The sequence below is a fragment of the Cohnella soli genome, from assembly GCF_042655525.1.
Classification (GTDB): domain Bacteria; phylum Bacillota; class Bacilli; order Paenibacillales; family Paenibacillaceae; genus Cohnella; species Cohnella soli.
Window position 1 is genome coordinate 645,102 of the sequence record NZ_JBHSMI010000052.1, and the last position, 26,597, is coordinate 671,698.

Annotated in this window: 22 protein-coding genes and 1 pseudogene; 5 read left to right on the forward strand and 18 right to left on the reverse strand. The window is 52.9% G+C overall.

Features of this window, described 5'->3' with window-relative positions; genetic code table 11:
- Positions 1 to 164: 164 nt before the first annotated feature.
- A complete protein-coding gene (locus tag ACFPOF_RS26865; RefSeq protein ID WP_378138446.1) occupies positions 165 to 1,583 on the reverse strand; it encodes a helix-turn-helix domain-containing protein in 1,419 nt (472 codons plus the stop codon).
- Positions 1,584 to 1,587: 4 nt separating this feature from the next.
- Positions 1,588 to 3,345: a sensor histidine kinase gene (locus ACFPOF_RS26870; RefSeq protein ID WP_378138447.1), complete on the reverse strand. Its 1,758-nt coding sequence runs from the start codon at positions 3,343 to 3,345 to the stop codon at positions 1,588 to 1,590.
- Between the two features lie 328 nt (positions 3,346 to 3,673).
- On the opposite strand from ACFPOF_RS26870, the pseudogene ACFPOF_RS26875 reads away from it, so the two are divergent.
- Positions 3,674 to 4,617, forward strand: a pseudogene (locus tag ACFPOF_RS26875) (cation diffusion facilitator family transporter).
- 131 nt (positions 4,618 to 4,748) lie between these two features.
- Here ACFPOF_RS26875 and ACFPOF_RS26880 read toward each other — a convergent pair.
- The 14 genes from ACFPOF_RS26880 to ACFPOF_RS26945 all read right to left on the reverse strand — a co-directional run bounded on the left by ACFPOF_RS26880 (position 4,749) and on the right by ACFPOF_RS26945 (position 19,932).
- Positions 4,749 to 5,927: a M20 metallopeptidase family protein gene (locus ACFPOF_RS26880; protein ID WP_378138448.1), complete on the reverse strand. Its 1,179-nt coding sequence runs from the start codon at positions 5,925 to 5,927 to the stop codon at positions 4,749 to 4,751.
- On the reverse strand, positions 5,924 to 6,817 hold the full coding sequence (gene sdaAA / locus ACFPOF_RS26885) for an L-serine ammonia-lyase, iron-sulfur-dependent, subunit alpha (RefSeq protein ID WP_378138449.1): 894 nt from the start codon (positions 6,815 to 6,817) through the stop codon (positions 5,924 to 5,926). The genes ACFPOF_RS26880 and sdaAA overlap by 4 nt, the downstream gene beginning before the upstream one ends.
- Positions 6,814 to 7,545: an L-serine ammonia-lyase, iron-sulfur-dependent subunit beta gene (gene sdaAB / locus ACFPOF_RS26890; protein ID WP_378138450.1), complete on the reverse strand. Its 732-nt coding sequence runs from the start codon at positions 7,543 to 7,545 to the stop codon at positions 6,814 to 6,816. The genes sdaAA and sdaAB overlap by 4 nt, the downstream gene beginning before the upstream one ends.
- 1 nt (position 7,546) lies before the next feature.
- Positions 7,547 to 8,623: a dihydrodipicolinate synthase family protein gene (locus ACFPOF_RS26895; protein WP_378138451.1), complete on the reverse strand. Its 1,077-nt coding sequence runs from the start codon at positions 8,621 to 8,623 to the stop codon at positions 7,547 to 7,549.
- Positions 8,624 to 9,640, reverse strand: coding sequence for an NAD-dependent epimerase/dehydratase family protein (locus ACFPOF_RS26900; RefSeq protein ID WP_378138452.1), 1,017 nt, complete (start codon positions 9,638 to 9,640; stop codon positions 8,624 to 8,626).
- Positions 9,641 to 9,738: 98 nt separating this feature from the next.
- Positions 9,739 to 11,055: a GGDEF domain-containing protein gene (locus ACFPOF_RS26905; RefSeq protein ID WP_378138453.1), complete on the reverse strand. Its 1,317-nt coding sequence runs from the start codon at positions 11,053 to 11,055 to the stop codon at positions 9,739 to 9,741.
- Positions 11,056 to 11,084: 29 nt separating this feature from the next.
- Positions 11,085 to 11,402, reverse strand: coding sequence for an MTH1187 family thiamine-binding protein (locus ACFPOF_RS26910; protein ID WP_378138454.1), 318 nt, complete (start codon positions 11,400 to 11,402; stop codon positions 11,085 to 11,087).
- Positions 11,403 to 11,418: 16 nt separating this feature from the next.
- Complete coding sequence (locus tag ACFPOF_RS26915; RefSeq protein ID WP_378138455.1) at positions 11,419 to 12,531, reverse strand: nitric oxide synthase oxygenase; 1,113 nt, start codon at positions 12,529 to 12,531, stop codon at positions 11,419 to 11,421.
- A gap of 188 nt (positions 12,532 to 12,719) precedes the next feature.
- Complete coding sequence (locus ACFPOF_RS26920; RefSeq protein ID WP_378138456.1) at positions 12,720 to 14,084, reverse strand: purine/pyrimidine permease; 1,365 nt, start codon at positions 14,082 to 14,084, stop codon at positions 12,720 to 12,722.
- Between the two features lie 80 nt (positions 14,085 to 14,164).
- Complete coding sequence (locus tag ACFPOF_RS26925) at positions 14,165 to 14,992, reverse strand: PIG-L deacetylase family protein (protein ID WP_378138457.1); 828 nt, start codon at positions 14,990 to 14,992, stop codon at positions 14,165 to 14,167.
- A gap of 20 nt (positions 14,993 to 15,012) precedes the next feature.
- Positions 15,013 to 15,882: a carbohydrate ABC transporter permease gene (locus ACFPOF_RS26930; protein WP_378138458.1), complete on the reverse strand. Its 870-nt coding sequence runs from the start codon at positions 15,880 to 15,882 to the stop codon at positions 15,013 to 15,015.
- Positions 15,883 to 15,897: 15 nt separating this feature from the next.
- Positions 15,898 to 16,767 (reverse strand): carbohydrate ABC transporter permease, encoded by an 870-nt coding sequence (locus ACFPOF_RS26935; protein ID WP_378138459.1) that lies wholly within the window; start codon positions 16,765 to 16,767, stop codon positions 15,898 to 15,900.
- Between the two features lie 97 nt (positions 16,768 to 16,864).
- Complete coding sequence (locus ACFPOF_RS26940; protein WP_378138460.1) at positions 16,865 to 18,190, reverse strand: ABC transporter substrate-binding protein; 1,326 nt, start codon at positions 18,188 to 18,190, stop codon at positions 16,865 to 16,867.
- 533 nt (positions 18,191 to 18,723) lie between these two features.
- Positions 18,724 to 19,932: an ROK family transcriptional regulator gene (locus tag ACFPOF_RS26945; RefSeq protein WP_378138461.1), complete on the reverse strand. Its 1,209-nt coding sequence runs from the start codon at positions 19,930 to 19,932 to the stop codon at positions 18,724 to 18,726.
- A 224-nt stretch (positions 19,933 to 20,156) separates the two neighbouring features.
- Here ACFPOF_RS26945 and xerS point away from each other — a divergent pair, with 224 nt between their 5' ends.
- Positions 20,157 to 21,242, forward strand: a complete 1,086-nt coding sequence (gene xerS / locus ACFPOF_RS26950; protein ID WP_378138462.1) for a tyrosine recombinase XerS — start codon at positions 20,157 to 20,159, stop codon at positions 21,240 to 21,242.
- A gap of 166 nt (positions 21,243 to 21,408) precedes the next feature.
- The gene (fumC, locus tag ACFPOF_RS26955) at positions 21,409 to 22,797 is read left to right on the forward strand and encodes a class II fumarate hydratase (protein WP_378138463.1); all 1,389 of its coding nucleotides are present in this window, start codon (positions 21,409 to 21,411) and stop codon (positions 22,795 to 22,797) included.
- Positions 22,798 to 22,831: 34 nt separating this feature from the next.
- On the opposite strand, the gene ACFPOF_RS26960 is transcribed toward fumC, so the two are convergent.
- Positions 22,832 to 23,197 (reverse strand): ArsR/SmtB family transcription factor, encoded by a 366-nt coding sequence (locus ACFPOF_RS26960; RefSeq protein ID WP_378138464.1) that lies wholly within the window; start codon positions 23,195 to 23,197, stop codon positions 22,832 to 22,834.
- Positions 23,198 to 23,303: 106 nt separating this feature from the next.
- Between ACFPOF_RS26960 and ACFPOF_RS26965 the strand changes: the two genes are divergently transcribed.
- Positions 23,304 to 24,686 (forward strand): MFS transporter, encoded by a 1,383-nt coding sequence (locus ACFPOF_RS26965; RefSeq protein ID WP_378138465.1) that lies wholly within the window; start codon positions 23,304 to 23,306, stop codon positions 24,684 to 24,686.
- 190 nt (positions 24,687 to 24,876) lie between these two features.
- Here ACFPOF_RS26965 and ACFPOF_RS26970 read toward each other — a convergent pair whose 3' ends face one another.
- A complete protein-coding gene (locus ACFPOF_RS26970; protein ID WP_378138466.1) occupies positions 24,877 to 26,052 on the reverse strand; it encodes an MFS transporter in 1,176 nt (391 codons plus the stop codon).
- Positions 26,053 to 26,215: 163 nt separating this feature from the next.
- Here ACFPOF_RS26970 and ACFPOF_RS26975 point away from each other — a divergent pair, with 163 nt between their 5' ends.
- Positions 26,216 to 26,587 carry a winged helix-turn-helix transcriptional regulator gene (locus ACFPOF_RS26975; protein ID WP_378138467.1) on the forward strand — a complete coding sequence of 124 codons (372 nt, stop codon included), beginning with the start codon at positions 26,216 to 26,218 and terminating at the stop codon, positions 26,585 to 26,587.
- Positions 26,588 to 26,597: the final 10 nt, after the last annotated feature.

Consider the following 26,597-nt stretch of genomic DNA (forward strand, 5'->3'; position numbering starts at 1 on the left):
TCCATCCCCTTCTGCTCGTATGTTTGTTGTTTACAGTTGTTATCGTAAAATAAAAAAGGCAGCGCCCGGGAGACGCTGCGTTCATGCGATTGGGACATAAATACACGCATTTATTGCCGTCGGCGCATTGGAGTGTGAAAAAGTGTACCTTCTTGCGAAACAAATTATACCTTGATCTTATTTTGCCGGTATTCGCTCGGGAGCATGCCCATTCGTTCGCGAAACACGCGGCTGAAATATTTTTCGTTCGGATACCCGCACTGCTCCGCCACTCGGTAAATCGGTTGTTCGGTTTCTGCAAGCAGCAGTCTGGCGTTGGCGATTCTCGCATCGCGAATGTAGTCTTGGAACGTTTGTCCGATAATGTCCTTAAAGCATTGGCTGAAGTAGCCTTTGCTCATATTCGCTTCCATCGCCAGTTCGCTATGCCGAATGTCCGCGTCCAAATTTCGGTTAATCAAGTCGACGGCCGACATAATGCTGGTCGTAATTTCCTTCGAATAGGCGGACTTTAGCACGATGTCCCGCAGCTTCTCGCGCATGGCGTTCAGCCAGTCGGCCCATTCCGTCCAGTACGAGTCGATGCCCGGCATCCCTTGCTCGGCCCATACTTCCGACCGTGCGATGCGTTGCCAGTTCATTCTTGCCGTATAGAACAAACTTTCGAGCTGCGCTACGGATGGTCGCGCTCTGCCGATTTCCTGCAACAGTTCCTCGAATAGGTCGATGCGAACGATCCATTGCAGCGAAGACCAGTCATTGCGATAGGCCCGTAACTCTTCGTCGCTCCAACCCGGATACTCGGCAGGCAGTTGATCGGCGGCGTAAGTATAATAGAAAATCCCGGCTTTATGCTCGTAAAACAACGCTCGCTCTTTATATTGCATCAATCGCTTGCGCAACTGATCGCGGTTTGCACCTCGAACGCCGTAAAGGTGAAGAACCATTACTTGGCGATCCAAACCTCTCTCGACCAGTTCTCTTGTCATCGCCTCCACAGCCCCATTCATCATCTCCCGTTCCATCGGGACGGCCCACATACCGAGGCTGATTTCCTGCGGCGCTTTCCCTTGCATGAACACACACTGCCACAGCGGAGCGAGATCGGCCCGCCCATTAGTTGCGATAAATACGATCATCGCATCTACTGTATCGCCTTGCTCGAGCGACCCAGAAACGGCAGCCGGACGGACAACGTCCTGGATGCGCAGAATGCGCTCACTGATTCTTCCCAACACTTCCTCCATCTGCGCATCCTCAATTTGTGTCTTGGCGATATAATCGATCGCCCCGAGACGAAGCGCTTCCTGAATGAGTTCGAAATCCTGATGGAACGTCAGCACAACGAACCACATTTTCGGATAGAGCCGCTGCGCCTGTCGCATTAAATCGAGCCCGGACATAACCGGCATCGCCAAGTCCGTCATCAGTAAATCAACTTCCGTATGTTGAAGAAATTCCAGGGCCCGTTCGCCGTTGCTTGCCTCGCCGACAACCGTCATGCCGAATGCCCCCCACGGCATTTCGGCGATTATACCGCGTCGCGCCAACGTATCGTCATCGACAACCAGCACTTTGATCATCGTGTCATTCCTCCATTTTACCCTTGTGCTCAAGCGGGATTTTGATGAACATCGTTGTACCTTCCCCTGGCTGGCTGCGAATATCGAAGCTCGCGTCATCGCCGTACTGCGTACGGATCATCCGGTTCACATAATACAGTCCAATCCCCATCCCGACTTTGCGTCGCTCACGGGACTGGTTTTCCAGCAATTGTTTGATCTCCTCTTCCTTCATCCCCGCCCCGTTATCCTGCACCCGAATGATGGCGTAACGACCGTCCAACGTGTCGATATGCACTTCAATCCGACCCTCGTCCTTCAACCCATGATACAAGCAATTTTCCACGAGCGGCTGCAAAATAAACCTGGGGATCGGCAAGCTAAGCACTTCATCGCTTGCATGAATGTTAACCGTAAACGCGAATGCGTAGCGGATACGCTGCAGTTCGACGTAATCTTTCAAAGCTGCGATCTCTTCCCGGATCGTCGATGATCCGCCTTTGCCCATATTGTAATAGAGCACCCGGTTCAAGGCGGAGATGAGGCTGTCGATCTCTTTCATTCCTTTGGAGCGCGCAAGCCAGCGAATCGTATCGAGTGTGTTATGAATGAAATGCGGGTTAATCTGAAACAGAAGCTTCTCGACTTCCATCTCGGTTTTCCGTTTCTCTTTCTCCTTTACTTGCTGCAGCAATTCCCAGATTTGCTGTCTCATCAGTTGGAACTTACGCAGCAAGAAATCAAACTCGATAATTTTCGTCATTTTGAGCGGAGAGTGAAAATTGCTGTCATGCACTTGCCTGATCTCGTTGTTAAAGCGGACAAGCGGCCTGCGCACCGTTCGCCAGATCGCCCATGCGAACACAAGCGCGATAACGATGGATAGGCAAGTGAACATGGCGAACTGGCGAATCCACAAGTTTTTCTCGCTGTTGTAGTTTTTCTTCGGGATAACGGCGACGATTTTCCACCTCTGGTCATGGTTCTGCTCGAAGAGCAAATTGCCTTGACTTTCATAGATCCCTTCACGGTAACGTGTAGGGGCATACTTGCTTCCGATCGGAAATTGCTTGGTATCTTCGCTGTAAGCAACCCGACTGTGTTCGTCGACCAGCAGGTGTGTCGTATTCATCGCAGATTTATCCGCTTCCAGTACATTCTCTGTTAGTTGGAATCCCGTTTCGATATAAACGTACAGATTTCCGTACCCGGGGACATCCACCTTGCGAGTTACAGACAACACTGTACGATCGATGAAACGAGACAAAACGGACTTGTGCGGGCCGTAATAGGTCAGTTCGCCCCGATGCAGCAGCTTCGGATTATTGTCCGGAAGAAACTTGTCGGCCACCATCGGCTCCGGGAACACATATTTCCCTGTATCCGCGAAGTAGTAGAACATATAACCGAGCTCGGGATTAGTAAACCGAATCAGGTTAACGTTATTCTGGACATCTTTGCCGAGCTGGTTTCTGACGAGTATGTCGTCGGACTCGAGAAACTTGGCCAGATCGCGGCCGACCGTGCCGTTAAAGGCAAGCTGCTGGGACACGTGATCCAGATTGGAAAGCGTATTCGTCAATGAAATTTGCACTTGCTTTAAGTTGCTGTGTACCCCGCTTTGAATTTTATTTTCCAGAATCGATGTAATGGAGAAATAAGAAATGCCGCCGCTTAACATAAGCGGAATCAGAGCGCTGAGCAGCAGAACGGCAATCATCCTGTTCTTAAGCGAATGCAGCGAGAAGTTTACTCTGCTTGGAAACGACAATGGCCATTCCATCGCTTCAACCACCTTGTTCATTTTTTATGTGCCATTATAGCAAGCTGCTCGGCCGATTGTCGACATTTTGGCCAGATGTGAAATCAACCGATTTAAGAAAATTACATAATTATAGTTATGTAATCTCTATTATTTAACCACATTAAACGAGTGTCGCCCATTTTCGAGTGCGACGGTCGTCGATGACACAGTGATGAAATCGACATCGATGCCTGACATGCGGATTCATTTACAAGAAAACGCGGATTGGCGTATAATGTTAACAAAAGGTTGTAAATTATAATAATTATAATTTAATAATCAATATCAACAGAAAGAGTGATTCCACATGTACGACTATCATCATCTTCACCACGTCAAAGAACAAACAACATCGCGAAAAACGTTGTGGATTACTCTCGTCTTGACGTTGTTTTTCACCGTTGTCGAAATCATCGGCGGCATCACGTCCAACTCGTTGGCGCTGCTGTCGGACTCGGCCCATATGATTTCCGACGTTCTCGCGCTCGGCCTCAGCATGACAGCTATTTATTTAGCCTCCCGGCAACCGAATGCCCGTTTTACGTTCGGGTACTTGCGGTTCGAGATCATCGCATCGCTTCTGAACGGTCTTGCCTTGGCAGTTATCTCAATCGGCATCTTCATCGAGGGGATCAAGCGAATCGTACAGCCGGAGAACATTCATTTTCAGACCATGATCGTCATCTCAAGCATTGGCCTTGTCGTCAACATCGTTCTAACCGTCATTCTCAGCCGCAGCATGAAAGCAGAGAACAACTTGAACGTGCAAAGCGCACTCTGGCATTTTATCGGCGATTTGCTCAGTTCGATCGGGGTTATCGTCTCCGCGACGCTCATTTACTTTACCGGACTACGCCTGTTCGACCCGCTTATCAGCATGGTGATCGGCGCCATCATTTTTATCGGGGGGGCCAAATCATTCGCGAGTCGTACCTCATCCTGATGGAATCGGTGCCGGCTCAATTCAATCTCGACGAAATCCGCAGCGCTATCGCCGCAGTAGCTGGGGTCGAGGATGTTCACGAAATGCATCTATGGGCCGTATCCACGGATCATTATTCACTGACTGCCCACGTGTTCATCAAGGCCGACATTCAGCCGTTTTGCGTCATTCTGGCCATTAATGAGACGCTCCAGACGCAATACGGCATCACGCATTCGACCATCCAGACGGAGCATGCCACGATCCACCCGCACGGGGAATACGGCAAGCAATTCCTGTTGCATCATAAAGATGTCCCGGTGCATTGACGGGGCTCGAGTACCCGAAGCAATAAAAAAAGCCGGCACCCGGAGGTGTCGGCTTTCAGCTGTCTTTAGAATTGCTGTCTATTCGAGTGAGGGAAGACCGCTCAGGCAACTCAGACCCGGATCGGGCTCCATTATTGTAATCTTCTCAGCGCAATTTCCGCCAACAGCGCCGAACCAAGAGGAATGCAGTCCTCGTTCAGCGTAAACTTCGGATGATGCAACCCGTAAGCATGTTCCGCCTCGGCTGCAGGTCCGGAGCCAAGCCAGAAGAAGCAACCCGGCACCGTCTCGAGATACATCGAGAAATCTTCACCCGCGAGCGTCGGCGGCGCGACGATCCGATGGTCGCTCCCGATTAGCGCGTCAATGGCGTCATCGACATACCGAACGTTTACTTCGGGGTTCGACAACACGGGAACTTGTCGGGTATAGTTGATCGTCGCTCGGCAGCGGTGTGCTTCCGCGATTGCGTTCACGATACGTTCAACTGCCTCCGGAAGTTTCGCGTGTACATCAGGCGAAAAAGAACGTATCGTTCCAGTCATCTCGCAAGTTTGTGGAATGACATTGTTCGCTTCGCCTGCATGAATGCTCCCGATCGTGACGACAACGGGTGCGAACGGCGACACTTCGCGGCTGACGATGCTTTGGAGCGACTGAATGATCGCCGCCGCACAAACGATCGGATCAATGCCTTGGTCGGGAATGGCTCCGTGCGCTCCCCTTCCTTCAAGCGAAATGTCAATCCGATCAACTGATCCCATCATTGGACCGACGCGGGTCGCGACCCTACCTGCCGCAAGTGTGGGTAAATTGTGCAGCCCGTAAATTTCATCGACGCCTTCGAGCGCCCCTTCCGCGATCAACGCCTTCGCGCCTGCATTCACTTCTTCCGCCGCCTGGAACAAAAGCCTGATCGTCCCGCGATACCGACGGCCAGCCAACAATTCGGCCGCGCCGAGCAGTATCGTCGTGTGCGCGTCATGCCCGCAGGCATGCATAACGCCGGGTCGCTCCGAAGCGAACGGCAAATCCGTATCTTCCTGAATCGGCAGCGCGTCCATGTCCGCGCGTAATGCAATCATCGGCCCCGGAGCATAACCGGGCATATCCGCGACAATGCCATATCCGCCAACATTCGAACGATAAGTCACACCTAGCTCGTTCAGTCGCCCCTTCACGCGAGTCGCTGTTTCGCTTTCCGCGAAGCTCAGCTCAGGATAGCGATGCAGTTCCCTTCGAAAATCGATCCACTGCGTAGACCGCGCCTGAGCAAGCATTAGCAAATCCGCATGATCGTGGTCGGTCACTTGTCTCTCTCCTTTCCGTACAGTTCCTTCATGATTTTGCGCCCCGTCGGTGTTTGTGCCAAACCGCCCTTCGCCGTTTCACGATGTTTCTCCGGCATGGCCGACCCTACTTCCAACATGACGCCGATCACTTCGTCTGACGGAATTGCGCTGCGAACGCCTGCAAGTGCCATATCCGCTGCAGCCAGCGCCGTTACCGCACCAAAACCGTTACGCACTATACACGGAATTTCGACGAGACCGGCGACGGGGTCGCAGATCAGGCCGAGGGAGTTTTTCAGCGCAAGACCGACGGCGTGCATCGCCTGTTCAGGCGTTCCGCCTCGCATTTCGGTTAGCGCGCCAGCCGCCATGCCGATCGCTGACCCGACTTCCGCCTGGCAGCCGCCTTCGGCGCCGGACACGAACGAATTGTTGGCAATGACGTAACCGATCGCGCCGGCCGCGAACAAACCTTCGATCATTAGCGAATCGTCCCAGCCGAACCGCTCTTGCGAACTGACGAACACGCCGGGGATAATGCCACACGAACCTGCAGTCGGCGTGGCAATGACCCGCCCCATTGAAGCGTTCACTTCGGAGACGGCAAGCGCATAAGCAAGCGCCGCGCTTGCTTCGTTGCCGAGAGAAGGCGGTCGAACGCCGGATAACGCGCTCTCTCGAACGAGCCTCGCATCGCCGCCGGTCAGTCCGCTGCGAGACTTCGTGTCGCCGCTTAGCCCTTTGCGAACCGCTTCTTTCATGACCTCGTAGTAGGAAGCCATCTGCGCGACGATCTGATCCTCGCTTTGACCGGTTTCGTTCGCTTGTTCGGCAACCATCACCCGGCCGATTGTCATGCCTTCTTGCTCGCACAAGAGAGCCAATTGCTTCAAGCTGGAAAATCTCATCGTCTACCCTCCCCTCCAGGGCAGGTTTCGCAATTTGCTTCCACACCCACCGTACTTAACGTTCCCGATAAGTCAATTACGCGGACTTTAGCCACGTCGGGCAGCGTGCTGATGCGGTCAAGCTCTTTCAGGGGAACACGCTGATCGCACTCAATAACCGTCAAAGCATCGCCATTGCGCGATTCGCGGTCGACCTCCATATGGCTAATATTCACGCCAGCTCGCATAAGCACGTCCGTCACTTCCGCGATCATTCCTGCCCTGTCGCCGTGAAATATAAGAAGCGTCGGATAGTTCGCAGTAAATTTTACATCAAAACGATCGACACCGATGATTTCAATGTTGCCCCCTCCGATCGAACGGCCTGTCACGCGAACGCCCTCCGTTTCCCGACTCAAAACGATCGACACTGTGTTCGGATGGGCGACCGGCAGCCTTTCAGGATAGAACCGGACTTTAACGTCGGCTGAATCCGCTGACTGAATGGCATCGCGGATCCTGACGTCGTCCGTGTCGAAATCAAGCAGCCCCGCGACGAGTGCCAGATCGGTTCCGTGCCCCTTGTACGTATCGGCGAACGAGCCGTACAGATGAATATTCGCTTCGAACGGCGCGACACCGAGTACCTGTCTGGCTGTACGTCCGAGACGGACGGCTCCCGCTGTATGCGAGCTCGACGGGCCGATCATGCTTGGACCGATGATCGAGAACACATCTTTGAATCGCATGTCACTTCGCCGCCAGCCATTCGGACAATCCTGCCGCCACAAAATCGTCGTCGTTCAGATGTGGATATTGCGCATAGACGCGGTCAATTTCCTCAGCCTGGCCGGGAGATAATTTTTCGTCCGGATTCAGGCACCAAGTCCCCTTCATCAATCCTTGACGTCTTAACACCTCGTGAATGCCCGGAATGCAGCCTTCGAAGTGATGCGCCGGATCAAAGAAAGTTGCGTTCGTATCTGTCACTTGAATTGCACGCGTCATCCATTCCCGCGCAATCGTCTCGCTATCGCGGACGGATTTAATTTCTTCCATCAGTTCGACCGCTTTACGTGTCCAGACCGCCCAATGACCGAGCAATCCGCCGACGATTTTTTTCTCCACGCGTGTTCCGTCTGCGTCAAAACGGAACGTCGTCAGCAGATCGGAGACGATGTTGTCGTCGTTGCCTGTATACAGCGCGATTTCATCGCGGCGGGACGAATAACAGACCGCGCGGGCGACGTCCAGCGTCTGATAACGGTTAAACGGTGCCATCTTGATCGCGACGACGTTCGGGATCTCAGCGAATTCCTGCCAGAACTCATAGGTGAAAATACGTCCGCCTACAGACGGCTGCAAATAAAATCCGATGACCGGCATACGCGCCGCCACTTGCCGCGTGCGCTCCAGCAAATCCGCCTCCGTCCAATCTTTCAGACCGCCCATACTGAGCAGCGCCACATCGTAGCCGTGTTTAATCGCAACGTCCACTTCACGGAGTGCTTGTTCTGTCGGCCCGCAAATGCCGGCGACTTGAATAAACGGCCGGTCAATTTGTGCGCGAGCGACTTCTTCGGCCGCCATTGCGAGCACCGTCTCAAACAGATTGTGCTGTGGATCGCGGATCTCGAACTGGGTCGAATGGACGCCGACCGCGATGCCGCCGGCACCGGAGGCAATATAATACCGAGTGAGCGCCCTCTGGCTGATCGGATCTAGTTTGCGGTTCTCGTTCAAGGCGAGTGGATGCGCAGGGATGACCAAGCCGTCTTGAAGCGCCTCCATGAGCGAAGGGGATAACGTCTTCCGGGTTGCGGTCATTTAGAACTTCCCCTTTCTCTCTTGAAAGTGAGTCGGCTTATTCCAAGTCGCGCCGCCTGCGAGAACCCATTCCGCCGTCCAGTCGATCATTTGCAGCAGCGACACTTGCGGATACCCGAACAGTTGATGCGACTTTGACGCATTATTCAGCAATGCCGTCTCGGACTCTGCACCGACGAACAGTGCTTCCTTGCCGATCCTCGCGGCCATTTCGCTTCCAGCCCAGCGGATCGACAACGTCTCGGGGCCGGTAATGTTGACGATGTTCGGAGGCGAGCTCGCATGTCTCAGGCAGCGCAGCGCCATTGCATTTGCATCGCCTTGCCAGATGACGTTCGCGAATCCCATCGCCAGATTGATCTCGCGGCCTTCGTTAATCGCTCTCGCCAACTCGAGCAGCACGCCGTACCGCATGTCGATTGCATAGTTCAGACGATACATGACCATCGGCGTTCCGTTTTTGTGCGAATGATATTCGAATATCCGTTCGCGACCCAGCGTCGACTGCGCGTATTCCCCGAGCGGTTCCGGCGCAACTTTCTCCGTCGCGCCGCCGCTAGCCACAGGCATAAATGGATAAATGTTACCCGAAGAGAATACGACGATGCGCGAGTCCTTGTACTTTTCCGCTACGCGGCCCGGCAAGTATGCGTTCATCGCCCACGTAAAATGTTCGCGCCCCGTCGTACCGAATTTGTTGCCCGCCATATAAATGACGTTCTCGGCATTAGGCAGGGCACGAAGCGCCTCGTCATCAAGCAATTCGCACGAAATCGTCTGCACGCCCGCCTCTTCGAGCTCCTGCCGCGCTTCCGCGTTAGAAAATCGGGAGACGCCGATCACCTTCTTGTTTAATCCCCCTTCGCGAATCGCGTTCATCGCGAGTCTCGCTAAGCTCGGACCCATTTTACCCCCAACGCCCAGAAGGACGATATCGCCGTCTACCTTCGCCAAATCTTGAATTAAAGCCTCGTTCGGCTGCGCCAGCTTCGCTTCCAATTGTTCGACCGTTTTCATAAATCTGCTCCCTTCATCGTCATGCTCAGACTAAGCATACGACCGAGAGAGATTAAAAGACAGGTCTTTATGTCGTCTTTATATCAAGGAATAAAAAGCTAAAGTGACTTATCCATCAAAAACGTAAAACGATAAATTTGACGCGGCCGCCCTTTGGGCACCTTCTCGTACCCCGCGATATCCACGAGCCCGCCGTCGATCCACATGAGCAACAGCCGGTGCGCACTCCGGACAGTGATGTTCAGCATCGCCGCGAGTTCATGCACTTTGTACTCGTACTTGTGGAACCGCGCCATATGGTGCAGCAGCTTGCTTAAATACGCGCTAGTCATGCCGGCATCTTCCGCTTTCTTGATCAGCGCAGCATCCGTCGGCGACAAAATCGCTTGCACAGGGTCGGCCATCTCAAGCGGTCCGATCAACGTCGCATCCTCGCGCACGATGTAACACGCGTTGCCGCCGGCTTCCTTCGCTTTGCGCAACGCGCTTCTCGCGTTCGTCCCAGCGTCGTTAGCAGATGTACCGAAGCCGATGCCTACGCTCAGCGATAAACCATATGACTTATTCGCGTCTTTCGCCAGCGGTATCGTCTTGTATCCGCCGGTCTCCCGCTCGAAAATCCCCCGCGTCGTAAAAAACAAATATTCGTCCCCGCCCAGCGACGTCAAATATCCGTCCAGCGACTCGACGTAATCGAGCACCATGCGGTGAATATCCAGCTTCAGCTTCTGCACTTCGTGCTCGTTCGTCCTCCGCATCGCGAGCTTGCCGAAGTCGTCTACGTTGATCATCCCAACGACAATCTGCGATTCCTTGCCCCGGCGGGACTCCGTCGACAGCAGCGCCCGCTCGAGCGTAACGATGATGTCCTGGTCCGATGGAACGATCCATTCGTTCGGAATCGCCAACCGTTCGAGCTGTTCCGCCGCCTGTTCCACGCCAGTCAGCGCGATCGAGCAATGGCCTGATTCGGCCAGTTGCCGATGAAAAGTGACTAGCTTGTCCGCTGCGGCGTAAGCCGGGCCGTCGTAAACGACAACTCTTGTATGTTCAAGTCCGAGGTCGGTCAATGTTCTTGCGACCATCGCTTTCGTTAAGGAATCGACCGAGATCCCGGCGTTAAGACGCCCAGAGCGGAATACGCTGAACAACGCCTTGTATAAGCCGGCACCCGTCAGAGGCACGTAATGCACGGGAACCGTCAGCGTCGCACCGTGCTTGACTGCCCGATGGGAGTGCGGACCTGACAAGAGCAGCACTTCAGCTTCGGCGCCAAGCTCTTCAGCTGCGCGAAGCACATCGCTCTCCCGATCGGCGATGCGCGGCACTGGCAAGAACGTAGGGAAAGACTTGAGCACTCTCAACACACGGCCCACGACCGCTTCCGTGCCGATAACTCCGATTTTGATTTGCATGGTCATCTCCCTCTCGCGGCGATTGACGATTAATTCCCCTCGTGCTTCAGCTTGCTTTCGACAGAAAGCATTTTCTGCTCCATCGTTCCGACTTTATCCCTTCTATCATCGATCGTCAACGTCGTTGATACGCGCAGCGCGCCGTGCTCGAACGGCACTTCGTGCATACGGCGTACAAGGGCGAGCAATTCGTCGAGCTCCCCTTCGATAATCGTGCTCATCGGCGTCAACTGAAACTTCACGCGATCTGACGCTTGTTCCAGCACACGGTGAACGGAAGCAACATATTCGCCGACGCTTGGCGTACCCGTGCCGAGCGGAACGATAGTAAGTTGAACGATTGCCATGAGTCATCTCCTCTCTTTAATAAGGCCGTTGTTGCGCGACAAAATCCGGTCGGACGCGCCCTTCCCGCAAATTCTCCTGATGCCAGACCGGCGTCGCCGCCGGAGACATCGGCGGGATGAGCCAGGACCAGCGGGCGTTCACTTCCCTTCCGTTATCCTGTTCGCGTTTCGCGAACCGCATAAATTGCTCTGCCGCCGTATGATGATCGACAATGCTGACGCCGTTTGCCTTGAACGAATGAATGACGGCCGCATTCAATTCGACAAGCGACCGATCTTTCCACAAGCTTGCGTTCGTGGAACGATCGAATCCAAATGCGTCCGCAACCCGGGGAAGTTCATCGTAACGATTGACGTCAGACAAGTTGCGGGCCCCGATTTCTGTGCCCATGTACCATCCGTTAAACGGCGCGGCCGTATAACGAAGGCCACCGATCTCAAGTGCCATGTCGGACAGGATCGGAACGGCATACCAGCGCAGACCCAGTTCGTCGAACGCGGAGTTGTCCGGGTGAACGAGCGATACTTCTTTTACAAGATGCGACGGTAATTCGTAAAGGCGAGGTTGTCTGTTCCCGATCTGGATAACAAGCGGTAATACATCATACTTCGTGCCTTTGCCTTCCCAGCCAAGGCGAAGACACTGTTCCGTGAAATCAACCGACGCAGGATCGCCAAGGATTTCGCCCTCGGCCGTCCGATAACCTGCATAACGTACGAGCTGATGATTCCAGATCCGAATCATGCCCTCTTCGTCTTCAGCCGAATCAGGCGCAAACACCGTAATCGTCGGACGTATTCTCCCCTCGTTCGTCGCGAAGGCGATATGGTTGAACAAAGCTTCGGCTATCCTATCTTCCGTTCGAACGGAGCGGCAATCGATCACCTCGAGCGATTCCCAGAACAGCCGTCCGATGCAACGAGCATTGTTACGCCAAGCGACTCGCGCGCCGAAAGCAAGCTCATCGACCGTATGCGAATACGTCCCCGTTTCTCTGAGCGAAGCTTCAACGGCGGCTAACCGAGATTGCATCTCATTCGACGGTCGTCCGGTCTCCTCGTAGAATTGGCGAACAAACTCAAACGCCTCGTTTTCAATGATCGCTATTTCATTAATGGCATTAATCATTATGCATTCTCCAATTGGTTTACATAACTATTGTTATGTAAACTTCGATTTTGCTTTCTCTTTGACTTCACCATTATACCAAATCCACCCCCTCCAACATTTGAACGATTTGGGGACAGATTCAGTCTCTCAGGAGATCGAAAGAAAAAACGACGCCATCCCCTCGGACGGCGTCGCATTCGCAAATATTAAGCCTCTCTCTCCCCTTGCCGGCGACCCGACAAGCCAACCTTCGGCATCGCCCCTGCTAGCTCCGATCGCCACAGTCTCTCCAGCGCCATCACGACAAGCGTCGTCGCAAGCAAGCCATTGCCAAGCAAATATTGCATCGCGACGGGGACGCCCGCCGGCATCGATGCCGAAGCCAATGTAAATCCGACGCCGATAAGTAATCCGATACCGAGTATTGTCGCTTTACGTTGGTCGTTCGCTGCAAGGGTTAACGATTGGAACGAATTCGTTGTCATTTGAACGAAGGTTGCGAGCGATACGGCGCTGGCGACGGATGTCGGCAGCATAGCAAGCTCATGAACGATCGCAGGGGCCAGCGATAAACCGGTAAGTACCAGGCACGCAATAAATAAAGGCTTACGACGCTTCTGTCCGGTCATACGGATGAACGCTGCCGTGACGGGAAGCGGCACGACGCCGATCGCGGAGAAAACAGAGGCAAGACCGTGCGAAATCCCCCCGATCATGCTGCCCAAATTGTAGTCGTTCGGTTTCTCTCCGTCCGGCCTTGGAACCGTCATCTGCGCCGAGGTTATCGCCGCGATGAGATTGGAGACGAGAATAAGCGTGAACAGCGTCGCCGTAATGGCCATTCCCGCATTTATGCGAGGCGCCCCCCACGCAAACAGGTCGGGCAAACTGATCCAGTCGCCGATCACACTTGAGGCGCTTGAACCCTCGTCACTCCCTCCGCCCACGAGTGCGTGCAGCGTCCAGCCGACAACGATGCCGAACAGCACCGCATAATTGCGCATCCACCCTTTGCCTTTAAGCGTAAGCGCTACGACGCCGACGAAGACACCGACGGCAATAAGGGAACCGACATAATTAACACCCGCCGCCTCTTTACCGCCGAGACCAAGCATTCCTTTCAGGAAAACGCCGCTTAATTGCAAGCTCAGTACGAACAAGAATGTATGCGTAACCAGCGGCGTAAACAGCTTCAACAACTTGAAAAATAGCCCTGTCGCACCAAGCACAAACAACAACGCTCCGGCAAGAAGCATACCGCCTTGCAGCAATTGCAGCGCCTCTCTTGCATCCTGCCCAGTCTGCGCTGCCATCGTCGCCATCATGACAAACACGCTCACCCACGATCCAGCAGGACCGTCGATCACCGGAAACCGATGTCCGAGCGCCACTTGCAGCATCGTGCTCAGTCCGACGACAAAAAACGTCCTCTGCATGAGCGACGCGATCTCGTCCTGACCAAGATGGAACGCGTGTCCGATCACGATAGGCAGCGCAACCGCACTCGCCGTCATGAATATAAACCATTGCGTGACGCTGAGGCTTGCGCCGAATAATCTTGAATTCCTCATATTCGTACCTCGATTCTATAGCGACCGAAATCCCCCGCCGTCTCGGCAGGGGATTTCTCGTCATTCCTCTTGTAATTGGATTAACGATAGAGCATCGGGAACAGCTTTCTTCTTTCATCTTCGTTCGGCATTCTGCCGTAGTCCGCCACCTCGAATGGCTCAGCGAAACGAATCGACGCTGCGCGTTCCGCGCCGTAATCCGCCGCGAGTGTCGGCAACATCTCTGAAGAAACGTCGATAAAGCGACTCCAATGTTCCAAAATATACGAACGTTTATTATCCCAGCCCTCCGGGACAAGGTCAAGCAACCCGCGTTGCCACGGGGCAAATTCGTAAAATTGCGAAACGTGAGCATCGCAGCCGAGCAGCTTCTTCTCGATTGTCTCATCGATGCCGATGACGACGTCAGGACGATAGGTGTTGCGTTTCGCGTAGTCCGGCATAAGCAAGAATACCGGAGACTTCGTCAAGTGCGGCGCATCCGGCACCGCGTTCGGCACCATCGCGATGAAATCCGCAGCGTCGCGAACGATTTTGCCCGCACCGCGATTGTCGACGTGTCCAGGTCCGTCCGGATGGAACGTAATGACCACATCCGCCTTCCAGTTGCGCACCATACGGATAACCTCCGAACGCAGCTCGTGCGTCGATGCCAACTGACCGTCCGGTACGTCCAGAATCGTATATTCTTTCACGCCGAGTCTGCGAGCCGCTTCGTAAGCTTCCTGCGTTCTGAGCTCGACCAATTCCGTTCCCTGTAAGCGATAATGCCCGCAATCCCCGTTCGTCAGCGAGACGAATTTGACGTTATGGCCGAGTTCGGCATATAGCGCGGCCGTACCTCCGGCGTAAATCTCAGCTTCATCAGGATGTGCGGCAATGACGATAATTTGCAATGCGTTGGACACGATGCTTTCCCCCAAGCGATTTAACCTTTGACCGCACCTGCAGTCAAGCCTTTAATGACAGTTTCTTGCGATAACATATAAAGAACGAGCAACGGAGCGATTGAAATAGCGATTGCAGCCATCATAGCGCCATAGTCCGTGCCGTAAGCATTCGAGACGAGCGAGAGCAACACCGAGATCGGCTGCATGTCGCGAACCGGCAAGTACACGAGCGGCATAAGCAATTCGTTGTACGACCACAGGAAAATCATAATGGACACTGTAGCGAAAATTGGAACGCAAAGCGGAAGAAGTATTCTGTAATAAATCTTCAGAATGCTCGCTCCGTCGACAACTGCAGCTTCTTCAAGCTCTGCCGGCAATGATGCCATGAAGCCCGTTAGCATAATCGTCGCGAAGCTCAAGTTCCCCGCGATGAGCGGCAAAATAACCGATAAGTATGTGCCGTTCAGGTGCAATTCTTTAATGATAATAAAGTTCGGGATAATGACGGCGAACTGCGGCAGCAGCATACAGACGACGAACAATACGTTAAAGACGCCTTTGCCCCGGAACTGGAATCGGGACAGCACGAACGCTGCGAGTCCTGCCACGAATGCTACGCCGATAACGACCGAACCCGAGATGATCAAGCTGTTCGCGAAACCGCGCAAAATATTGATGTTCCCGTATTCGTTCAACTTTACATAATTATCAAACTTGTAACTGTCCGGCAATCCGAAAGCATTCGTCAAAATTTCCTCGGACGACTTGAAGCTGTTCAGCAGCACCCACAGCAGCGGAATAATCGTCGTGCAAGCCCATGCGATGAGCAACACGTACGTCAGCGTCTTGGACGCATAAGTGCCGGCCCCCGCCTTCTGTCCGACTTTTACCGTAGCGGTTGACATCCTTTCACCTCCCGATCAATAGCTGATCGTATCTTTCTTCACGAGTTTGTTGAGCACGATCGTAATGACGACTCCAAGCAGCATCATCGAGATGACGATTGTGCTGGCGTAACCGCCGTTCTGGCCGTTAAACGCCTTGTCGTACATATACGTGCTCAGCAGTTCGCTGGCGTTCATAGGGCCGCCTTTCGTCACGATGTACACGACATCGAACACTTTTAAGGCGCCGGCCGTCGCGAGCGTCAGACATGAAGCGATAACATCGCGAAGGAGCGGGATTGTGATTTTGAACGCTTTTTGAAACCCGGTGATCCCGTCCAGTTGAGCCGATTCGTAGATGTCCTCGGGAATTTTCGACATGCCGGTTAAGAAAATGACGAAGTAGAAGCCGACATATTGCCACAAAATCGGAATGAGCACGAGATAGATCGCGCTATGCTCTGTTAGCCACACTTGCTCCGGCAATCCGAGAGTTCGCATGATCGCGTTCAGCAAGCCATAGTCGTAATTGTAAATAATCGAGAACATGAGACCGATGGCGGTTCCGGAAATGACAATCGGGAAAAAGTAAACGGTTCGGAAAAATTTGAATCCGCGCTTGATGCTATCCGTCAGCAACGCGAGCGCGAGTCCTCCTCCGGCTTGCAGAACGATGGCGCCCAATGTCAAAATCAACGTGTTGCGCAGCGCGATCCGAACGACGGGGTCATGGATCAGCTCATCGTAATTCGCCAGTCCGATAAACGTTTTCTTGTTCGAGAAATTGTACCAGTCGGTAAAGCTGTAGTAGATCGACTGGATTAACGGATAAAGCAGAAATGTAAACAGCAGGATGACCGTAGGGGCCAGGAAAAGCACGATGTAGCGTTTGTCTTTGAAATTCAATTCCGGTTCCTCCTTCGGATAAGCCCCCTCGGCCGAATGGCGCACACCATTCACACTCACCGACACACCAGGCAGCCGAGAAAACTACCCTGCTTGCTTAACCTTTATTGCGATCGCTAAGCTTCTTCGCTTGCGCGAGCACTTCTTCCGCCGTTTTCTTGCCGTTAGCCAAGTACGACAGACCTTTCAGGAAGTCCGTGTACGATTCACGGGACACGTAAGAGTCGATCGGCATAACGAAATCTTTTGCTTGCGCGACCATCGCGTTGCCTGATTTCAGCAGTTCCGCCGTGTCGCCCGAATCCGTCGTTTTCACTGCATACGTACCGCCGATTGCTGCAAACTTGCCAGCCACATCAGGAGACGTCATATATTTGACGAACGCGAGCGCTGCATTGTATTGGGCTTGGTCATCGTTTTTCTTCATGTACCAACCGGATCCGAAGCCGGAGATGATCATGTTCTCGCCTTTGCCGCCTGGAACGAGCGGGAACGGCGTGATTTGGATCGCCGGGTTTTTGGACAAGCCGACAGCGGTCCAGGAACCGTTAAACATCATCGCCGCTTTCTCGCCGGAGAACAGCGCCTGCGCCTTGTCGTCGTCAAGCGTTAGTGCATCGCGAGGGAACGCCTTCTTGTTATTCAATTCTTTAATGATGTTAATTGCTGGTGCCCAAGACGGATCATAAGCGAGTTTCTGGCCTTCCGGACCGACTTGCGAAAGGACAAGTGCCTCTTGCAAATAAGGCGTCGTCAGCGAAGTTGCAAACGGAATAACGTCATTTTTTGCGAACGTGTCTACCGCTTTCATGAACGCATCGTAAGTGGTCGGAGCTTCGAGTTGGAACTTGTCGAACAAGCTTTTGTTCCAGAACAATCCTTCATAGAAGCCGATGTATGGGAGCGAGTATTGTTTGCCTTCGTATTTCACTTTCTCGAGAATGCCTGCGTTAAACGTGCTCGCCCACTCCGGATCTTTAGCAAGCTCGTCTTCCCAAGACACGATTTCATTCGTTTCCTGAAGCATTTTCGTCTCGCTGCCGTTGAAGTAGAACATGACATCCGCGAGGTTGCCCGTCGCAGCGTCTGCTTTAATCTTCGTGCGCAGCGCTTCCGCGTTGACCGGCGTCGACTCGTCGACAACCGTAATATTCGGGTTAGCAGCTTCGAAAGCTTTGACAGAATCCGTAAATGCGTTTACCCAAGGATCCGAACCGGCAAAAGACGTCGCGACGCGCAGCTTCACTTTTTTGCCGTCGGCAGGAGTCGCGGAACCGCTTGCGACCGGGCTGGAACTGGCCTCGGGGCTGCCGGATGCGTTGCTCGAATTGTTATTGTTACTTCCACAGCCTGCGAGCAATCCGCTTGTCAACGCGACAAGCAACAAAGACGATGTCATTCTGCTAGCTTTCTTGTTTCTCATTTCGTGACTCTCCCTTGTATGCCAAATGTATATATTGAACTCGGACACACCGGTTATGTCCAAGGCTCAATCACTCGTTAATTGTTCCATCGGTGTGGAACCAAACCAGGTGCCGTGATACTGTATCGAATGATTAATTAACTTTCTTAATTAATCAGATACGCGATGGTGGCCAATAGGACGCTCATCCTAACTACGTCGAGCGTTTCTTGAGACAACATCGCCCAACCCAAACGATTTAGCGATGTTTTTCATCGCTAGACGATTCATTTTGTGTTTCCGCGGGGCTGTAACGTTGTTTTTCATCGTTAATGGACAGCTGCGGCGTTATTCCCCGCCCCTCCACCGCTTTAACGATGTTTTTCATCGTTATAGGATTCATTTTACGTTTTCGCTGGGCAGTAACGATGTTTTTCGTCGTTACTCGGACTGGAGCAGGCGTTATCGCCCACCCCACCATCGCTGTAGATGTTTTTCATCGTAACAGCTTCCAACAGAAGCAACGCATGCGGGGACAAGTATGACGCCGCCTCTTACTGAGCTTTCTCTTGACGTTCAAGCACTTCCTCGAACGTCGACTCGAGCGCAAGGCTGAGACCGCCCATAAGCACCGCTTTGTTTTTGAGCTTCGTCGTTACGATTCGCGGCGCGTTCGGCACATGCTTGCGCGCTTCCGCTGCAAGCGTTGCCGTATAAGTCTCGCCGAGCGACACGAACCCCCCGCCCAGGATGACACATTCCAGATCGAGAAGCAGCAAAATGTTCGAGACTGCGATCCCCATAATGCGAGCGCATTCCTGAACGATTCTCACACACAGTTCATCACCGGCCAGCGTCGCACGGATAACAGCGTTAAAATCGATCGCATCGATCGAACCTCCCGCCTCCGTCACAGCTTGACTTGCCGCTCCCGATCGAATCTCTCTCTGTACCGCCTGAACTAGCGCCTTCGCAGAGACGAGGTCGACGAGTCGTTCGCCGTCTTCCGTACTTTCGCGATCCATGACGAACTTGCACAGTTCGCCCGCCGCGTGACGGCTCCCTTTGAACAAAGCACCGCCGAGCAGAATGCCGAGACCGACGCCAACATCCGCACTGACGAATACTGCATTGTCGGTTTCTTTGCCTGCGCCGAAGTTCCGTTCGGCGATCACCGCCGCATCGATGTCTTTCTGTACAAGCACCGGAACATCGTATTTGGACATAAACAACGCCCGGAAGTCGACGCGGCCAAGCGGAGTTAAATAAGATCCGCATTCCGCTACGCCTCGCTCGCTGTCAACGATGCCAGGCACCGATACGGAAATCGACAGCAGGCGACCTGGCTGGACTCCGGCCAGTGTCAGCAATTGCTCCACATTGACAAGCAGTAACTCAGATAGTTGCTCGAGCTCAAACAGCTCCAGGTCAAACTTCACTTCGTGAACGACTTTCGGTTCCAGGTCGCTCAGTGCAATGGTGACGCACGGATTGCTCAGGTCGATCGACACGAGATAACCGAACCCGAAATTCATTTTCAACAGCTTCGCCTTGCGGCCGACGCTCGACGTCTCCTCGCCCACTTCCCGGACGATTCCGAACTCGATTAATTGGTCTACGTTCGCGCACACGCTAGGTACGCTAAGCTGCAATGCTTTGGACAAGCTGCTGCGGGTCGCGCTTTCGCTCGCCCTTAGCGTCGATAAGATCAAATTCTGGTTCGTCATGCGAACCAACTTCTGGTCTGCCGATCTTTTTGCCATGCTATTCCCTCGTTCCTACTTGCCGAAAATCGCTTGCCATACATTAATTAGGTTTATTAACTAATACATTATGCGCTTTCATTTCAGCTGTCAATCCATTTCTGCAAAATTGTTCGATTGGGAATGTCGCCCAGCATCCACGCAATTCGATGGTCGAGCCACAGTGAGCCTAATTTGCTATAATCAAATTAATCTCATTTCGGTCAGACAAGGGGAATCGCCGCATGAACATTCAGAAAAAGAAAGACCGCATCGAACTTGATCGGCTCGTCCCGGAAATGCCGTGGTACGTCGAGAAATTTATCAACTACAAGCTGCCGGATTTGTCGCCCTCCTCCCTGCTCGAATACGTTAGAGATTACAAAACCTTCCTGTCCTGGCTTATGGCAGAAGGACTCACCTCCGCCGACAAAATGACCGAAATTCCGCTCGTTGATCTGGAGAAGCTCCACATGGACAGCATCGATAATTTTCGTATGTTTCTCGCTTCCAAGCGGGATAACGCCAATACGCGGACAACGATATCACGCAAGCTAAGCTCCCTTCGTTCGCTGTTCCATTATCTTAGCCAGATTGCGGAAGACGAAGAGTTTTATCCACTCCTTAAGCGAAATGTCATGGCCAAAGTGTCGATAAAACGTACGCATAAACCGAAAGATACAGCCGCCAAGCTAGAGGGTAAGTTGTTGCAAGAGGAAGAAAATCTCGAATTCATTAACTACATTAAACAAGATTATGCCCATGACGTCGCGACCAACAAACAAGCGATATACGCCCACGAACTAAATAGCGTTCGGGACTGTTGCATTGTAAGCCTGATTTTGAATTCCGGTCTGCGGGTGTCCGAGCTTGTTAATTTGAACACGGATGATGTCGATTTCAAGAAAAAACTCGTCTATGTATATCGTAAAGGTAAAAACGATGACACGTTTAAGACGCCCGTCTATTTCCGCCAAGACGCGATCGCAGATCTTGAACTGTACCTCACCCTTCGCGAAACCCGATACAAGGCGCCCAAGCGCGAAAAAGCGCTGTTTCTCGCGATCGCCAACGGCAAGAAAGAAGGATCGCGCATGACGAAGCGCGCTATCCAGGAAATGGTGATCAAGTACGCCAAGCGGTTCGGTAAGCCGTATTTGTCCGTGCACAAACTTCGCCATTCATTCGCGACTGACTACTATATGAGCAACGACTTGTACAAGACACAAGAGCAGCTTGGCCACGCTTCTCCAGAGACGACGCAAATCTACGCCCACCTGACCGACAAAACGATGGCGGAAGCGATCGATCGGCGGAAGGCAGAAGCTTGAGAGTTCCTTCAATAATTTCATGGTCATCCTCCCCTATATTTCATATTTCATTCGAAATTCGAAGTCATTGTGCAGCCATGTTTATTTCTTTGTTTATTTTTACTCGTGATGTAAGAAGCTACAAACATGATACGATCTGTGAAAATATCGCTAGTGAGGTGTTGAGATGGATTATCGCGTAGAGAAGGATTCAATCGGAGAAGTTCGCGTGCCTTCCGATAAACTCTGGGGGGCTCAGACGCAGCGTAGCTTGGACAATTTCCGGATCGGCACGGAGAAAATGCCGCTCGCCCTCATTCGCGTCTTCGCTCTGCTCAAGAAAAGCGCGGCGATCGTTAACCATGAGCTCGGTCTGCTAAGCGACGTCAAGGCCAAAGTAATCATTAAGGCGGCGGACGAAGTCATCTCCGGGCGATGGGACGACAACTTCCCGCTCGCAGTCTGGCAGACAGGCAGCGGCACGCAATCGAACATGAACGTGAACGAAGTCATCGCGTTTCGAGCGAATGCGTTATTGGACGAACAAGGGGTGACCGAAGAACGCATCCATCCGAACGACGACGTCAACAAGTCGCAGAGCTCTAACGACACGTTCCCAACAGCGATGCATGTTGCGGCTTTAATGGCAGTTGAAGACCAGGTTATTCCCGCCATCAAGGCACTGAGAGACACGTTAGCGGGTAAAAGTGATCAATTCTCACGCATCATCAAGATCGGCCGCACTCATCTGCAAGACGCGACACCGCTAACGCTCGGGCAAGAGTTTAGCGGCTGGACCGCCATGCTGGACAAGAGCTCGCGCATGATTAGCGATAGCGCAGAATACTTAAGGGAACTCGCCATCGGCGGAACCGCAGTCGGGACGGGCATTAATGCCCACCCCGAATTCGGCGAACGCGTCTCCGCCAAACTTGGCGAACTGAGCGGCAAGTCATTTGTCTCCGCGGATAATAAGTTTCACGCATTGACGAGCCACGACGAACTCGTTCACGTTCATGGCGCGTTTAAGGCGCTTGCCGCCGATCTCATGAAGATCGCCAACGACGTTCGCTGGCTCGCCAGCGGCCCTCGCAGCGGCATCGGCGAAATCACGATTCCCGCGAACGAGCCGGGCAGCTCGATTATGCCAGGCAAAGTGAACCCCACCCAATCCGAGGCGCTGACGATGGTCGCCGCTCAAGTGATGGGCAACGACGCGACGATCGGGTTCGCGGCCAGCCAAGGTAATTTCGAACTAAACGTGTTCAAACCCGTTATCGCTTACAACTTCCTGCAATCGTCGACACTGCTTGCAGATGCGATTCGTTCGTTTAATGATCATTGCGCCGTCGGCATTGAAGCGAACGAAGCCGTCATTAAGTTGCATCTTGAGCGATCTCTCATGCTCGTCACCGCGCTTAATCCGCATATCGGCTATGAGAATGCCGCCAGCATTGCGAAGCTGGCACATGCGCAAGGGTTAACGCTCAAAGAAGCCGCTTTGCAAAGCGGCTTGATCACGGAAGCGAAATTCGACGAAGTCGTGCGGCCGGAGAACATGGTTTCTCCTCGTTGAATGGAGGATAAACGTTGAAAGGCGAAGCGCCTGATTATTGGCGCTCCGCCTTTTCGACATGTCCGGCGAGATTGTCCGCCGTAATTTTATCTTCCGACTTCTCATAAGCATCGAGGATGGCGTGCAGCAACCCCGGAAACCGAAACTCCAAATCCGCTTCCCTTAATGACAATAACCGAAGCGTGCCTTGAACGCGAGTGTTCACAATGCCGCATTCACGGAGCGTGCGAGCATGATGAGACAGCGTAGACTTCACGACAGGCACGCCGATATCTCCACACGACTTCTCTCCCGCTTTCTTGATTTCCGATACGATAAATAGCCGAATGGGGTCGCTTAACGCGTAAAGCACGGATGATAAATGCAAATCGTCTCTGTCCGGATGATGGAGTACTTTCATGATGTGCCCCCTTTCGATGGCAATGATTGCATTTTACCACATCGCATGTTATATTCCAATTGTTCGATAACAATCGAACTTACAAACATAGAGGAGTGGTTCAAGTATGTCCAGCCCGACTCACCCTGCAGCTTCAATTCCGGATCGATCGCTCTTCCGTAAGGAAGGGTTTCTGATCGCGTTGCTCGGCATTTCGGTCATTCTTGTTATTATGAATACAATGATGTTTAACTTCGCCTTGACCGATGTCGCCAAGGAGTATGGACTGAGCGCAGTCGCTACATCGTGGATCGTTACGGGATACTCGATTATTTTCGCGATCTCGTCCATTACGTATAGCCGGTTGTCTGACTTCGTGCCGATCCACCGCCTGCTTGTCATCGGCAGTTTGTCGCTCAGTCTAGCCGCCATCGTCGGGTATTTCGTCGACAGCTACGTGATGCTGCTCGCCGTCCGGTTCGTTCAAGCGTCCGGTGCAGGCGCGATACCCGCCCTTGCGCTTGTGATCTGCTCCCGTTACGTCCCGTTGGAACGCAGAGGTAAAGCGATGGCGACGATTATGTCCGCTGCAGCTCTTGGGTTAGGCATTGGCCCCGTCGCTGGCGGCGCTATCGTAGAATACTTAGGCTGGCACGAGCTGTTTCTCGTTACTGCGGTAACGTTTGTACTCGTTCCGTTCTTTCTGGCGACGGTTCCGCGGGAGAAGCCTGCCCGTGGTTCGTTCGATGCACTCGGCGCATTGTTGGCCGGTGCAGGAACAACCGGATTGTTGATGTTTCTAACGAATCATTCCTGGATCGCGCTTATCGGCGGTGTCGCCGCCATATTGCTGTTCATTATACGTATCCGCAAAGCGGCCCAGCCGTTTGTGTTGCCTGCCTTGTTCGCCAATAAACCTTATTTATCGCTTAGCGCAGTCGGCATCGCGGCATACTTGTGCAGCTTCTCGACCTTATATTTGATGCCGCAGCTGCTCGTCAAACAATACGGCTTAAGCGCCATCGAAGCCGGGCTTGTTATTTTCCCCGGCTCTCTGTTGTCCATGTTAGTCTCCTCGCGCGTCGGACGGATGATCGATCGCAAAGGCAATCTGCCGATTATCCGATACGTCCCGCTAATTGTGCTTCTATCGGTTGTGCTGTTCGCTCTGTTCGACGGAGCGGGTTACGCGGCAATCTCAGTCATCTACATTTTGCTCAGCATCGGATTTACGTTCATCACTAGCAGCGTCTCGAACGAGATGTCGCGCATCCTGCCGCCGAAACAGATCGGGTCCGGTCTCGGTCTTCAGCAGCTTTTGCAATTTTTCAGTGGGGCGTTCGGTGTAGCGATGTCGGCAACAGCGGTCGGCTGGCAGAAAGACTTTAAGCTCTCCCATGCGTACAGCAACATCTATTGGGGGCTTGCCGTTATCGTCGCGCTGTCGCTCTTATGTGTCGTCCACTATTTGCGTTCGCGTTCACGTGCCGTCCAGTCGTTAGCTGCTTAATATGCTCGTATGCTAGGGCGTGTCTGAAAACTCGCTCAGGGGCATCTTTCACCGCCTTTTCGCCCCCTGCTTCGTCACTTTTGCTCGACGTACCCCCGGTACGCCTTCACAAAAGTTCCTTGCATGGAACGAAAAATTCAGCAAAATCTGCTGCCCTCGGAGTATTCAGACACGCCCTAGAAACGACCGCTCAGGTCGCTTCTTTCACATAGGTCTCGGTTGTTGTGGATCTGCGTACAGCGACAACCGCCATCGTTAAACTAACCAATGCCGCCAACGCAGATACCGAAGGGTGATGCGCAATGGATGAAGTCGACTCCGCAACCGCACCGCCTATGCCAGCGCCGGCTGCAACGCCGAGATGAAGGACTGACGTATTTAAGCCAAGCACAAGATTGGAGAACCCGGGAGATTGGCGTATGAAAAACGTCTGTATAGCCGGAATCGCCACGCTCATCGAGAATAGCCAGAGGCATAACAAGGCGGAGCCGATAATAGCGACATCGGACAGGCTCTGTACGATCGCCAAGGAAATAACGCCGCCGACCAGCCCAGCGTAGATCGTACGCGACGTTCCCCAGCGGTCAGCCCATACGCCGCCCATACGGGAAGCAAGTACGCTGGCAATGCCAAGTGCCGCCATCATCGCTGAAGCTTGCGATACGCTAAAATGATATACCGTTCGAATGAAGGGTGAAATGTAACTGTAAAGCGATGAAAAACTGGTGCTGAAAAAGAACGACGCAATCATTGCAAAGGCGATGACGGGATTACGTAGCACCCGAAATTGCCGTAGGAACGGTACTTCCTCATCACCCTCAATGTCCGGCAAAAACCGCAGAATAAGCAACATCGTCACGATCGCGACGATCGCCAACGCGCCGAATACCGCTTGCCACGACAAAGCATCGGTGACGGCGATTCCGGCAGGCACGCCGACGACCATCGATGTGCTGATGCCGAGCGACACCGTTCCGACTGCCTTCCCGATCCGGTCCGCAGGCACAAGCTTGGAGACCGATCCGAAAGCCACTACTGTAAAGACGCCCGCACTCATGCCGACGATTGCTCTGGCGATCAACATCGCCGTATACGTTGTGCTAAAGAACGAAGCAGCGGAACCTACGGCGAACATCGCCAACGCATAGATTAGAAGCCGCTTCCGGGGCAATCTTGACGTAACTGAAATAATAATCGGCGTGCCGATCGCAAACGCGAGCGAAAAAGCGGATACAAGCTGGCCGGCCAAGCCGATCGTAATGTTCAAATCGTCCGCGATGCGTTGCTGGATGCCGACGACGACCAGCTCCGCCGTTCCCGTAACGAAAGCGCCCAACGTCAATAACAAAATACTGATTCTAGCCATCTTCCCCATCCCTTTCGATGTCGATTGCAAGTTGCGGATGATGATCCGCTACTCTTGATTGACATCTTAATGGATCAACTTACATAATGTAAGAAGGCAAAATGTTTTGACGTAGAACGCCTTAGTTGATTTACTATATAATTTAAAGCATTGGAGGAGAATCATGACGAAACGACAAGCCATTTTGAACCTTGACGCCTTCAACGACGAAACGACGGAACCTTATCCGCATATTTGTAACGCACTGATCATTCTCGGATCGAAGTGGGCGTTTCCCGTTATCGCCGAGTTATGCAAAGGTCCTACCCGTTTCAAGCAATTGCAGCGCAATACGAAACAAATCGCAACCCAATCTCTGACAGACACGTTGCGACTGTTGGAACAGGCCGGCGTTGTGAAACGCGAAGTATTCCCGACCGTCCCCGTCAGCGTCGAATATTCTCTCACCGAGAGCGGCATCGACTTCCAGGATGTGCTCAAGGAAATGGATAAATGGGCGAACAAATGGGGCAATCCTTCCCCTTCGTCCTCTTGAAAAAAAGGCC